This window comes from Streptomyces sp. NBC_01261 (assembly GCF_036226385.1).
In the GTDB taxonomy this organism is placed as follows: Bacteria; Actinomycetota; Actinomycetes; order Streptomycetales; family Streptomycetaceae; genus Streptomyces.
Map to the genome: position 1 here is coordinate 4,843,967 of NZ_CP108463.1, position 13,078 is coordinate 4,857,044.

General features: G+C 71.7%; 7 protein-coding genes. 3 read left to right on the plus strand and 4 right to left on the minus strand.

What is annotated here, in order from left to right; all coding sequences use genetic code 11:
- Positions 1-111: 111 nt before the first annotated feature.
- Positions 112-3,264 carry a protein kinase gene (locus OG226_RS21050; RefSeq protein ID WP_329349717.1) on the minus strand — a complete coding sequence of 1,051 codons (3,153 nt, stop codon included), beginning with the start codon at positions 3,262-3,264 and terminating at the stop codon, positions 112-114.
- 164 nt (positions 3,265-3,428) lie between these two features.
- Positions 3,429-5,927: a serine/threonine-protein kinase gene (locus OG226_RS21055; RefSeq protein WP_329353463.1), complete on the minus strand. Its 2,499-nt coding sequence runs from the start codon at positions 5,925-5,927 to the stop codon at positions 3,429-3,431.
- Positions 5,928-6,097: 170 nt separating this feature from the next.
- Here OG226_RS21055 and OG226_RS21060 point away from each other — a divergent pair, with 170 nt between their 5' ends.
- Complete coding sequence (locus tag OG226_RS21060; protein WP_328680004.1) at positions 6,098-7,225, plus strand: serine hydrolase domain-containing protein; 1,128 nt, start codon at positions 6,098-6,100, stop codon at positions 7,223-7,225.
- Positions 7,226-7,345: 120 nt separating this feature from the next.
- Here the strand turns inward: OG226_RS21060 and OG226_RS21065 are convergent, their stop codons facing one another.
- Positions 7,346-9,052 carry a glycerol-3-phosphate dehydrogenase/oxidase gene (locus tag OG226_RS21065; RefSeq protein WP_328680006.1) on the minus strand — a complete coding sequence of 569 codons (1,707 nt, stop codon included), beginning with the start codon at positions 9,050-9,052 and terminating at the stop codon, positions 7,346-7,348.
- A 289-nt stretch (positions 9,053-9,341) separates the two neighbouring features.
- Here OG226_RS21065 and OG226_RS21070 point away from each other — a divergent pair, with 289 nt between their 5' ends.
- Together OG226_RS21070 and OG226_RS21075 are read left to right on the plus strand one after the other, a co-directional pair.
- A complete protein-coding gene (locus OG226_RS21070) occupies positions 9,342-10,550 on the plus strand; it encodes a nucleotide sugar dehydrogenase (RefSeq protein ID WP_328680008.1) in 1,209 nt (402 codons plus the stop codon).
- 159 nt (positions 10,551-10,709) lie between these two features.
- Positions 10,710-11,273, plus strand: a complete 564-nt coding sequence (locus tag OG226_RS21075; protein WP_329349718.1) for a hypothetical protein — start codon at positions 10,710-10,712, stop codon at positions 11,271-11,273.
- Between the two features lie 678 nt (positions 11,274-11,951).
- Here the strand turns inward: OG226_RS21075 and OG226_RS21080 are convergent.
- The gene (locus OG226_RS21080) at positions 11,952-13,076 is read right to left on the minus strand and encodes a GuaB3 family IMP dehydrogenase-related protein (RefSeq protein WP_327401872.1); all 1,125 of its coding nucleotides are present in this window, start codon (positions 13,074-13,076) and stop codon (positions 11,952-11,954) included.
- Positions 13,077-13,078 lie beyond the last annotated feature (2 nt).

A 13,078-nucleotide genomic window follows, 5' to 3' on the forward strand; every position in this document is an offset into this window, starting at 1 on the left:
ACAGGGCCTCGTCCAGGGAACCGGCGGGGTACCACGGAGACCGCACTGTGACGGTTGTCGCTTCTGCGCCCGAACGGGAACCGCGGGACCTCGGCGCGCCGCCTCCGCAGGTCACCCGGTGTACTGATAGGTGGACGACGCCTGCTCGTACAGCCGTGTCACTTCGTCCCGTTGAGCCTCCGGGCCGCGCACCTGCACGATGTGGTACCGCCCGTTGATGAGGTACGCCATGTTGCGGACGAACAGGGCGCCCCCCTGACTGTCCGTCCAGGTGAACTGCCCCTCGGCCATGGTCTTTCCGCCCACCGTGATGGTCCGCAGCCCGGTCGCGGTGGCCCAGCTGGACGCACGGTAGGGCGCCAACTCGGCCTCCTTGTCCCGCTGGTAGACCATCGGGTCGCTGCCGTCCGCCGTGGCACTGTCCCGCCCCGCCACGACGATCAGCTCGAAGTCGCCGTGGGAGTAGACGATTTGACCGCTCCCGTTCTTCGGCGTGCGGGTCCACCCCTTGGCCACGGCGATCTTGAACCCGGCGGGGTCCTTGCGCAGTACGAACCCGTCGGCGACGTTCGGGTCCGTCTGCGTCTCGGTCGAACTGGCGGAGTTCGAGGGGCTGTTGTGGGCACTGGGCGAGGTCTGATCGGGCTGCGGCTGACTGCTGGCCCCGGCCGAGGACTCAGTGGGCGCGGTGCTGACTTCCCCCGCGGCCCCGGTCCGATCCCCTTGCCCCGCCCCGGTGTTCTCCCCGGACCTGGGCATGAAGAGCATGGCGTACGCGACCGCGCCGGCCAGCAGCAGGAAGATGAGGATCAACAGGGTCCGGCCAAGTCGGCGCGGCGACCCGCCGACCTCCTCCTTGGCCCGCTTGTGCCGCCCGTGCGGACTGGTCGCGGGCAGCCCGGCCCGCCGCCTGCGCACCAACTCGCCGCGCCGGCGCACGATCGGCAGCCGCCGGGGGTCGGTCGGCGGGGTGGCGACGACATACGTACCGGCCTCGGGCTCGGGCGCCGAACGCACCAACGACCGCAGCCAGCCCCGCAGTTCCTCGAAGTCGAGCCGCTCGGTGGGGTCCTGCCGCAACAGCGACTCCACGACCGGCCTGAGCGGCCCGCACTCCTCGGCGAAGGCGGGCGGCTCCGCGCACACCAGCTGCACCAGCTCGGCGGTCGCCTCTTCGGGATACGGCGCATGCCCCTGCACGGCCCGGAAGAGCAACGCCCCGAGCGCCCACAGGTCGGTGGCGGGCCCGATCGGCGCGGCCAACTGCCAGTTCTCATGCACCGGTACGGCCTGCTCGGGCGCCCACCGCTCGGTGACCGGCCCCACCACCGTCATCCGCACCTGCCGCGCGCGCTCGGCGGCGAGCGCGGTGGCGGGGCCACGGTGGGTGGGTGCTCCCGCGGAGGCCAGCTCGTCCCAACGGGCGGGAGAGCGAGGGGAGTTGCCGGGAGCGGCTGCGACGGCCTGCCCTGGTGGGACGGGGCGGTCCAGGCCGGGGGTGCGGGGAGTTCCGGTGGAGGGCGCGGTGGGGTGACCGGTGGCGGGGGTTAGGGCGCCGTAGGTGGAGGGGTCGGCGCTCTGGGCCCCGGTGTTCGCGTTGTAGGGACGGGGGTCGCCGCCACGGGCCGGGGCGTTCGCACCGTAGGAACGGGTGTCCCCGCCGTAGGGCGGGGCCTCCGGCCCGTAGGCCGACGCGTCCGCACCGTAGGGACGAGCGTCGCGGCCGTGGGCCGAAGGGTCCGCACCGTAAGGGCGAGTGCCGGAGGCCGGGACGTCCGGGCCGTACGCCGAGGCGCCCTGGCCATAGGGGCGGGCCTCTCCGTCGCGGGCCGGGGCATCCGCGCCGGGGAACGTGCCTGTTCCGCCCGGGGACGGTGCACCGGCGCCGCCCTGCTGCGGAGGAGACTGCCGGTCGCCCTGCGCGGCCGGGACCGTACCGCTGGCGCCGGGGCGCGGTGTCGCGCCGTGCCAGGCGGTGTTGCGGACGCCGTAGGGGTCGGCTATCTGGCCCGGGGGTGTGGTGTTGGGCGGGTGCTGTTCCACGCCGTTGCCGCCGGAGTACGGCAGTTGGGCCGAACCATTGGCCTGGGCGGTGCCGCGTTCGCCCTCGGCCGGGGACCGGGCACCGGGGAGTGCCGGTTGCTGGGTCTCCTGGACCCGGGCGGCGGCTCGCGCGCCCGCCCGGTACGCGGCGATCGCACCGGCACGCGCGGCCCGCACGTCACCACCGACTTCCGCTTCCCTGCGGGCCAGCGCGGCGGAAGGCCCGCTCCCGCCACCGCCCTCCGCACCGGCTGCGGGCAGCCCTCCGGCGGCCCGCGCCTCGATCGCGGCCCGCCGGGCGGCCTCGGGGTCCACAGCGCCGGGGCCCACGGCCGCCGCGTCCGCGCCGGTTCCGCCACCCGCGCCGCCGAAGCCGATCGCGCCGCTGCCGCGGGAGTTACCGGGGAGCGCGGGGACCGTAGAGCCGCCGGGAGCCCTGGGACCGGGCGGAGTCGTCGAGCCCGAGGATGACAAGGAACCGCGCGGGGCCGTGGAACCCGCACGCGGTACAGCACCGCCGCCCTGCGCCCGGAAACTCGCGGGTACCGCTGCCCCGCCGCCGTGCTGCCCCTGCTCCCCGCGTCCGTCCTCGTCGCCGTCCTGGGGCGGCACCGGGTCGTAGCCGCACAGTGCCTCCTCCGCCGCGCCGACCGCGAGGCCGGTCAGCATCACGCGGCCGTCGTCGCAGACGAGCACCGTGCGGGCGGTGATGTTCCGGTGGACCCAGCCGTGCGCGTGCAGGACCCGCAGCGCCATCAGCACGTCGGCGGCGACCTCGGCCGCCCGGTACGGCGACAACGGTTTCTCGACGAGCAGCGTGGCAAGCGTCTGGGCGGACACCAGTTCGCTCACTATCCACAGCGAACCGCCCTCGGCGAACACGTCGAAGACCTGGTCCAGCCGGGGATGGTCGGGGATCCGCGCCGCGGCCTGCGCGGCCTCGACCGCGCGCCGTACCGCCGGATCGGAGGGCCGCCGCGTCGCGGTCCGCGCCGCGGCCGGCCGCGGCGCCCCGCGATCACGCGCCGTGAACCCGTCGGGCAGCCCGTCCTCGCCGAGCACCTCCGCCTCGACGACCTCAGGCAACGGCACCTGCCGTACCAGGACTTCCTGCCCGCTGTAGGTGTCGAAGGCCCGGGTCTCGGTGAGTTCGTACTCGTCGGAGGGCGGCAGCGGCAGGCGGTAGCGGTCGGCGAGCACCCGACCCGCATAGTCGTCCACGTTGCCTCCCCCGGCCGCCCGGTTGGTCAATTCCGTTCGCCTTGCGCGCCGTTCCGCCCACATTCCTGGATGCGTACGGTCCGCGACAACTCACGATACGTGCCGGAGGCAACCCGCAAAGAGGGGTTGACGGATCTGGCGCGCCAAACCAGGACCCACCCGTCTCAGGACTTCGGTTCGAACGTCTTCGTCAGGGTCGTCCAGGTGTCCTTACGAAGCTCAGTACCCCAATTGGCCGCCTTCGCGGTGTACATGAGCGCATATCCGAGATGGTCGTTGACGACGAACCCGCGGTCGATGGTGCGGTACTGCGTCCCGCCGTCCTCATAGGTGAACTCCCAGTCGGCCGTGTTCCAGCTCCGGTAGTCCACCTTCTCTATTCGGATCCGGTGGTACCCGGAGCGCGTCATGTACTGCTCCTGGTTCTTCCAGTCCGCCACCGCATCGCCCTTCGGCGTACTGGTCCAGGCGATCAGCAGCTTCTGCCCGTCGGGCCCGGTCAGCCGGACCCCGGCGGAGTCGGTCGACTGGTACGACCACCCGGCGGGCAGACCTATCGAGAAGCCCTGGCTCCCCTTGTACGTCTTCACGACCGCGGCGCCGCCCGAGGAACCGTCCGTCTCGTCACCGCTCCCGCCCGACGCGTTCGTACCCGAACTCGCCGTACCCCCCGAGGCCGTTGCCGTCGCCTTGGAGTCGCTCTTCGAACCGCCCGTGCTCCCGGTGTCGCCGTCGTCCTTCTTGCTGTCGGTGCTCGAACTCGCGCTCGCGCTGACACTGCTGTCCGCCTTGGCACCGCCGGTGTGCTTCGACCCCTTGGAGTCGTCGTCATCGCCACCGAGCGTGAACGCCAGCACGACACCGATCACGGCGAGCGCGATGACGACGGCGATGATCACCAACGTCCGCTTCGGCACCACATCGGTGAGCGGCGCCCTCGGTACCGGCCGCGGCGGCAGGTCCGGCGGCGTCATCACGGGCCACCCAGAACTCCGCGCACCCGAAACGGAGTCGGCCGACCGAGTACTCGACTCGCGCGTCGCGCCCAGGTCCCGGGGAGCGGAGTCCCCCAGTCCCGTCTCCCGCAGCCCGGACGCCTGCACACCCGGATCACGCGTACCGGGGTCACGTGCACCCGCCGAGTCACGCGTACCCGAGTCCGCCGCACCGGCCTTCGCCGCCGAGCCACCCGCAGCACCGGAACCGGCCGCAGTCCCGGAACCGGCAGAAGCGCCGGCGCCGGCCGCAGTTCCCGCACCGGCCGACGTCCCGGAACGGGTCGCCGAACCAGAAGCACCCGCCGACCGAGCCGAAGGCACCCCGGGCGTCCGAGGCCCGGCAGCAGACCCTGAACTCCCGCCGCCAGCAGCGTCCTTCGCGCCACCGGAACCAGCGGTCCCAGCAGCACCGGAGCCACTCCTGCCCGATGCACCAGCCACGCCGGCCGAACCGGTCCCGGCCGCAGCCGCGCCGGCCCCAGTACCCGCACCCGAGCCACCCGGCTTACCGGCAGCGGGAGTTGAAGCCCCGCCAGAACCGGAACCCGTGGCCGGACCCGCAGCCGCACCGGGGCTCGTGGCAGAACCCGCAGCAGCCGAAGCCGCGGCAGCCCCGGCCCCCGCCGAACCGCCCGCAGCCTTCCGCATGGACCGCAACGCCCCACGCAACCGCTCGGCCCCCGCGGAAGGACCCGAACTCCCGCTACCGCCACCGCTCTTCTTGCCGCCGGACTCCGCGGGCCCCGGCTGCGCGGGCAACGGAACCACCCTCGTCGCGTCCGCCGCCGGCTCCGGCTCGGCCGCCTTCGGCTCGCGCGCGTGGATCACCGCGTTGAGCATCGCCCGGGCACCCGTGTCGTCGAGACGCTGGGCCGGGTCCTTGTTCAGCAGGCCGTAGATGACGTCCTTCAACGGCCCGGCGTTCTTCGGCTCCTCCAACGGCTCCGTCATCACCGCGGTGAGCGTGGCGATCGCGGAACCCTTGTCGTACGGCGGTGCGCCCTCGACCGCCGCGTACAGCAACCCGCCGAGCGACCACAGGTCGGCCGCCGGACCCGGCTTGTGCCCGCGGGCCCGCTCCGGGGATATGTAGGAGGGCGCGCCGACGAGCATGCCGGTGGACGTGATCGACGGGTCGCCCTCGACCTGCGCGATACCGAAGTCGGTGAGCACGACCCGGCCGTCCTCGGCGATCAGCACGTTCGACGGCTTCACGTCGCGGTGCAGGATGCCCTCGCGGTGCGCGGACCGCAGGACGTCGAGGATCGCGAGCCCGACCTCCGCGGCGCGCCGCGGCTCCAGCAGGCCGTCCTCCCGGATGGCCTCGGCGAGCGACTTGCCCTCGACCAACTCCATGACGATCCACGGCCGGTCGTCCTCGTCGACGACGTCGTAGACCGTCACCGCGCTGGTGTTGCGGATCCGCGCGATGGCCTTGGCCTCGCGCAACGTCCGCGTGATCAGCCGACGTTTCTCGTCCTCGTCGATGCTGGTCGGGAACCGCAGTTCCTTGACGGCGACCGTCCGGCCCAAGGTCTCGTCCTCGGCACGCCACACCGTGCCCATGCCTCCGCGGCCGAGCACTGCTCCCAACCGGTACCGCCCGGCGAGGAGACGTTCGCTCTTGTCCTGACGGGATGTCCCCGCCCGCTCCGCCTCCGACATGCGTCCCCTCATGCAACCCGCCCTGACAGAGCCTCCATTGTCCCCCACCGAACAAGTGCCCAACGCCCAGGGGGCCTCTCCCCGCGCACCGACGGCACATCCGGTCCCGTATCCACCGCAGGTCACACAGCCAAGCCGGGCAGGATGACCGGTGAGAACGGAGGATCACGATGCCCACACCTCGGACACTGCTCGCCCTTCCGGTGTCCCTGGCCCTCCTCTGCCTGTCCGCGGCCGCCTCCCAGGCCCACCCCGCACCGGACACGAACGCCCTGGTCAGACTGCTGGTCGCCCGAGGCAGGGCCCCCGCCGCGGCCCTACTGGCCCACGACAGCACGGGCTCCGGCAGCACACCGAGCGGGACCGGTGACGCGCGGGCCGGGACGGACAGCGCCCGGTCCGGATCGGACTACGCACTCGGTACGACGAAATACGCACAGGCCGGAAAAGGCATCAGCCGCGCCGACCACTTCCGCGCCGGCAGCATCACGAAGACCTTCATCGCGACCGTGATCCTCCAACTCGCCGCCGAACACCGGCTGTCCCTGTCCGACACGGTGGAGCGACACCTGCCCGGTCTGGTACACGGAGCGGGAAACGACGGGCGCGCGCTGACCCTCCGTTCCCTGCTCACCCACACCAGCGGTCTGTACGACTTCACCGCGGTCACCGGGGGCACGGTCCCCGTCTCCCCAACTCAGGCCGTCCGTACAGCAGTCACCCACCCTCCGGCCGATCGCGGCCGCTTCTCCTACTCGAACACCAACTACGTGCTGCTCGGCCTGGTGATCGAGAAGGTCACCGGCAACTCGTACGCCACCGAGGCCGAGCGCCGCATCATCGCTCCGCTGCGTCTGACGGGCACCTCCTTCCCGGGCTCCCGCACCACTCTTCCCTCGCCGCACGGCCGCGCCTACGCGACCGACGGCTCCGACGTCACCGACCTCGACCCGCGGGTGGCCGGCGCCGCGGGCGAGCTGGTGACCACACTCGCCGACCTGGACCGCTTCTACTCGGCCCTGCTCGGCGGCGAACTCCTGCCCCCGCACTGGCTGCGCGAGATGCTCGACACCCGTACCGCACACGGCTCGTACGGCATGGGCCTGTTCCCCGTGAAGCTCCCGTGCGGCACCACGGTGTGGGGGCACAACGGCCGGATCTCCGGCAGCTACGTGCGCACCGCGGCCACCGTCGACGGTCGTCGTGTCCTCACCTTCCGGGTGAACACGAGCGAGATGGCCGACCCCGGTCTCGAACCGGCCCTGCTCGCCGCCGAGTTCTGCCCCCGCACCTCGTAGAACGGCCGGGTTCCAGACAAAGATCCCAGTTCGCGACACTCGTTCGAGTGAAGCGGGCGGGGGCTGGGGCGGACTTCGGGCGAAGCCGGCTCCGGGCGAAGCCGACCGCGCCCGGGGTCGCTACAGCGGCGCGATGTCCGGCGCCCCCAACCGCGCCGCGTCCGCCGTCAGGTCGTCGGGCTGGCGTTGCGACTCCCGCTCGGCCTCCACCCGCTTCTCGTAGTGCTCGACCTCGCGCTCGATCTGGTCCTTGTCCCAGCCGAGCACCGGTGCCATCAGCTCGGCCGCCTCACGGGCGCTGCGCGTGCCCCGGTCGAAGGTCTCGATCGAGATGCGGGTGCGGCGGGTGAGGACGTCGTCGAGATGCCGTGCGCCCTCGTGCGAGGCGGCGTAGACGACCTCGGCGCGCAGATAGTCGTCGGCGAACTGGAGGGGTTCGCCGAGCGCGGGGTCCTTGGCGATGAGGTCGAGGACCTCCTCGGCCATCGAACCGAAACGGTTCAGCAGGTGCTCCACGCGCACCACGTGGATGCCGGTCTTCGAGGCGATGCGTGCCCGCGCGTTCCACAGCGCCCGGTACCCCTCCGCGCCGAGCAGTGGCACGTCCTCGGTGACGCACTCGGCGACCCGCATGTCGAGCCCGTGCACCGCCTCGTCCACGGCGTCCTTGGCCATCACCCGGTACGTCGTGTACTTGCCGCCCGCCACGACGACGAGCCCCGGCACCGGATGCGCGACGGTGTGCTCGCGCGACAGCTTGCTGGTGGCGTCGGACTCGCCGGCCAGCAGGGGCCGCAGTCCCGCGTACACGCCCTGGACGTCGTCTCTGGTCAGCGGTACCGCGAGCACCGAGTTCACGTGCTCCAGCAGGTAGTCGATGTCGGCGCTGGACGCGGCCGGGTGGGCCTTGTCGAGGTCCCAGTCGGTGTCGGTGGTGCCGACGATCCAGTGCCGGCCCCAGGGGATGACGAACAGCACGGACTTCTCGGTGCGCAGGATCAGCCCGCTGGTGGAGTTGATGCGGTCCTTGGGGACGACCAGGTGGATGCCCTTGGAGGCCCGGACGTGGAACTGGCCGCGCTCCCCGACCATCGCCTGGGTGTCATCGGTCCACACGCCCGTGGCGTTCACGATCTGCTTGGCGCGGATCTCGTACTCGCCGCCCGCCTCGACGTCCTGCACCCGGGCGCCGACCACGCGCTCGCCCTCGCGCAGGAACCCGGTCACCCGCGCGCGGTTGGCGACCTTCGCGCCGTAGGAGGAAGCCGTGCGCACCAGGGTGGCCACATAGCGGGCGTCGTCCATCTGCGCGTCGTAGTACTGCAGGGCGCCGACCAGGGCGTCCTTCTTCAACGCGGGTGCCACGCGCAGGGCGTGACTGCGGCTCAGGTGGCGGTGGGTGGGCAGGCCCCGGCCGTGGGCGCGGGCCATGGACATCGCGTCGTAGAGCGCGACGCCCGAGCCGGCATAGAGGCGCTCCCAGCCCTTGTGCTGGAGCGGGTACAGGAACGGCACCGGCTTCACCAGGTGCGGGGCGAGCCGCTCCAGGAGCAGTCCGCGTTCCTTGAGGGCCTCGCGGACGAGGGCGAAGTCGAGCATCTCCAGATAGCGCAGACCTCCGTGGATGAGCTTGCTCGACCTGCTCGATGTGCCGGACGCCCAGTCGCGCGCCTCGACCAGTCCCGTGGACAGACCGCGCGTCACCGCGTCGAGAGCGGTGCCCGCGCCGACCACACCTCCGCCCACCACGAGCACATCCAGTTCGCGCTCGGCCATTCCCGCCAGTGCCTCGGCTCGCTGCGCCGGACCCAGTGTCGCTGTCCTCACCGCTGCCTCCCGCTATCGGTAGCGCCGGCCGCACCCGTTCGGCGAAGCCCGGTTCGTATCCCTCCTGCCCAAATTCTGACCGGGTTGCCCGACTTCAGCCACCACTCGCCCCCAGCCTGTGGACAACAATCACAGGACTGCCGAAAAACACAGCCGTCCAATCCCGCATAACGGTCATATTTACTCCTAGTCTGACATTGCGCTCGCTCGTTCTGTCCACAGGGCTTGCGCACCTGTCCCACTTCGGTTATCTGTCCCGCTTCGGTTATTGGGAAGGACGGCCCACGCCATGCCCGCAGATCTCGCCGTCATCGGACTCGGTCCTCTCGGCCTGCCCCTGGCCCAGGCCGCTGTCGCCGCCGGTATCGCCACGGTCGGCTTCAAGACCGGTCCTGAGGCCGGCTCCCTCAGCCCCGCCGAACTGCGCCGGATGCTCTCGGGGGGCTTCCGGCCGGCCACCAACCCCGCCGAGCTCGGCCGCGTACGCACCGCCGTGATCTGCGCGCCGACCCCCCGGGACGCCGACGGCGGCCTCGACCTCAGCCAGGTGGAGACGGCCGCCCGCGCCCTCGCGGCCCACCTGCGCCCGCACACCACGGTGATCCTGGAGTCACCGGTGCACCCCGGCACCACCGAAACCTTCCTGCGCCCGCTCCTCGAAGAGGGCTCCGGCCTCCGCGCGGGCCGCGACTTCCACCTCGCCTACTCCCCCAGCCGTATCGACCCCGGCAACCGCGACTTCACCCCGGCCAACACCCCCAAGGTGATCGGCGGCCTCACCCCGGCCTGCACCGAGTCGGCCGCCGCCTTCTACGGCCGCCTCACCGACAAGGTGGTACGCGCGCGTGGCCTGCGCGAAGCGGAGACCGTGCAGCTGCTGGAGACCAACTTCCGGCACGTCAACATCGCCCTCGTCAACGAAATGGCCGTCCTGTGCCACGACTTGGGCGTCGACCTCTGGGACGTCATCCGCTGCGCCGAGACCAAACCGTTCGGCTACCAGGCCTTCCGCCCCGGCCCCGGCGTCGGCGGCCACGCCGTCCCCCAGGACCTGACCGGCCACGGCCCCCGCCCCCTGCGCATGGTCGAACTCGCCCAGCAGGTCAACAACCAGATGCCCCGCTACGTCATCCAGCGCGCCGCCACGCTCCTCAACGAACACGGCAAGTCCGCGCGCGGGGCCCGCGTCCTGCTCCTCGGCGTCACCTACAAGGCCGACCTCGCCGACCAACAGGGCACCCCCGCCCAGGAGATCGCGATCCGCCTGATGGAACTCGGCGCCTCCGTCAGCTACCACGACCCGCACATCCCGTCCTGGAGCGTCCTGGACCGCCCGGTCCCCCGCGCGGACTCCCTCTACGAGGCGGCGGCCGACGCCGACCTGACGATCCTGCTCCAGCAGCACCGGACGTACGACCTCCAGGGCCTGTCCGTGAAGGCTCAGTTGCTGCTGGACACGCGCGGGGCCACACCGACGGGCGCGGCACACCGGCTCTGAGCACCAAGGCACACCGGCTCTGAGCACGAAAACGACTGGTCACAGGGGCACATCGACCTGCTAATCTCCCCCCACTCGTCGCACAGCTGTCGCATATCCGCGCGCACGCGACTCCGCTTCACCTTTCCTGTCTTCACATCCCGTGGGGGGATTTCTGTCATGAGCCAGTCAGCCACGCCACCGCAGCAGCCACAGCCACAGCCCGGGGCCCAGCCGCAGGCACCCGCGCAGCCGCAGCCGGTCGACGGCAACCCGTACGCCCAGCAGCCCGGCGCCGTACCGCCGCCGCCCCCGGCCCCGTACGCCTCGCCCGCTCCCCAGCGGAACACCATGGTGCTCGGCCTGCTGACCGCCGTCGCCGCGGCCCTGGTCGCCGCCGGCATCTACGGCGTCGTCATCGGCACCACCAAGCACGAGATCGGCTGGGCGGCGGTCGGCGTCGGCTTCGTGATCGGCCTGGCTGCGGGCAAGCTCGGCGGGCGCAACCCCGTCCTTCCCGTGTTCAGCGCGGTCCTGGCCCTGGGTGCGGTCTATCTCGGCCAGCTGATCGGCGAGGCGATGATCGGCGCGGACGAACTCGGCGTGAACTTCAGCAAGGTGTTCTTCGACCACTTCGACGTGGTCCAGGACGCCTGGAAGGCCGACGCCGACCCGCTCACCTTCGTCTTCTTCGCCATCGCCGCGTTCGCCGCGTTCTCCGGCGCCAAGAAAGCGGCGCTCTGACCCCGGCGCGCGGGTTGTGCAGGGGGGCGCTTGAGGCGGGGTGTGCGTCGGGGGCTGGTGGCGTGTGACTCGCGGCGCCGGTACCGTACGGAAGCAGGTGGAGTCGACCGCAGCGGGCACTGCGGCAGGCTCGTGGAGGATTACGGAGTGTTCGCCCCTGGTTCTTGCAGGGACGGCCGCTCACCTTCCGCCGACGAGGTGGAGCCCACCGCAGGGCCTACTGCGGTGAGCTCCTGAAAGTGAACGGAGTGTCCACCCCTAGTCTTTATAGGGGTGGCCGCTCACTTTCCTCCATAGATCCACAAGATGCACCTCCTCCGGAACTTCACCAGCCGAAGCCACGTTCGGTCCCATCGGGTGGGCTTGCGGTGACGACCCATGGGTGCGCCCCCTTCCGCGACGCCACCCATTGGCCCGGTAGGCGGCTCGTCGGAACTCGGGCCGGGCCCCGAGAGCCCGGGTCCGGAACCATGTCCCTGGAAGGGGGCGACCCAGAGAACTGGGGCGCCGATCAAGGACACCAGCCGCCCGACACGGCCAAACGGCTCACCATCACCCCGAACGCAACCGTGCGCCCCCCAATCCCAATACGCGCCCCACCAGCCCCACTTGGGCACGCGAAAGGGCCCGGACCACCCAGGCCCGGGCCCCTCGAAGCGTCGTAGAACCGCCTACCGCCTACCGCTTGTGCTGCGAGTCGGCCACCGTGACCTCGACCCGCTGGAACTCCTTCAGCTCGCTGTACCCGGTCGTCGCCATCGCCCGCCGCAGCGCCCCGAAGATGTTCATCGAGCCGTCGGGGATGTGGGACGGGCCGGCGAGGATCTCCTCGATCGTGCCGACCGTGCCGAGGTCGACCTTCTTGCCGCGCGGGAGTTCCTCGTTGACCGCCTCCATGCCCCAGTGGTGGCCCTTGCCCGGTGCGTCGGTCGCGCGGGCGAGCGGGGAGCCCATCATGACCGCGTCCGCGCCGCAGGCGATCGCCTTGGGGAGGTCGCCGGACCAGCCGACACCGCCGTCGGCGATGACGTGCACGTACCGGCCGCCGGACTCGTCCATGTAGTCGCGGCGGGCGGCGGCGACATCGGCCACCGCCGTGGCCATCGGGACCTGGATGCCCAGCACGTTGCGCGTGGTGTGCGCCGCGCCGCCGCCGAAACCGACGAGGACGCCCGCCGCGCCGGTGCGCATCAGGTGCAGGGCCGCGGTGTACGTGGCGCAGCCGCCGACGATCACCGGGACGTCCAGCTCGTAGATGAACTGCTTCAGGTTCAGCGGCTCGTGCGAACCCGACACGTGCTCCGCCGAGACCGTCGTACCGCGGATGACGAAGATGTCCACGCCCGCGTCGACGACGGCCTTGGAGAACTGGGCCGTGCGCTGCGGGGAGAGCGCGGCGGCGGTGACCACGCCCGAGTCGCGCACCTCCTTGATGCGCTGCCCGATCAGCTCCTCCTTGATGGGAGCGGCGTAGATCTCCTGGAGGCGGCGGGTCGCGGTGTCCACGTCGAGACCGGTGATCTCGTCGAGGAGCGGCTGCGGGTCCTCGTAGCGTGTCCAGAGGCCTTCGAGGTTCAGCACGCCGAGGCCGCCGAGCTCGCCGATGCGGATCGCGGTGGCCGGGGAGACGACCGAGTCCATGGGGGCGGCCAGGAAGGGCAGCTCGAAGCGGTAGGCGTCGATCTGCCAGGCGATCGAGACCTCCTTCGGGTCCCGCGTACGGCGGCTGGGGACGACGGCGATGTCGTCGAAGGCGTACGCCCGGCGGCCGCGCTTGCCGCGCCCGATCTCGATCTCAGTCACGT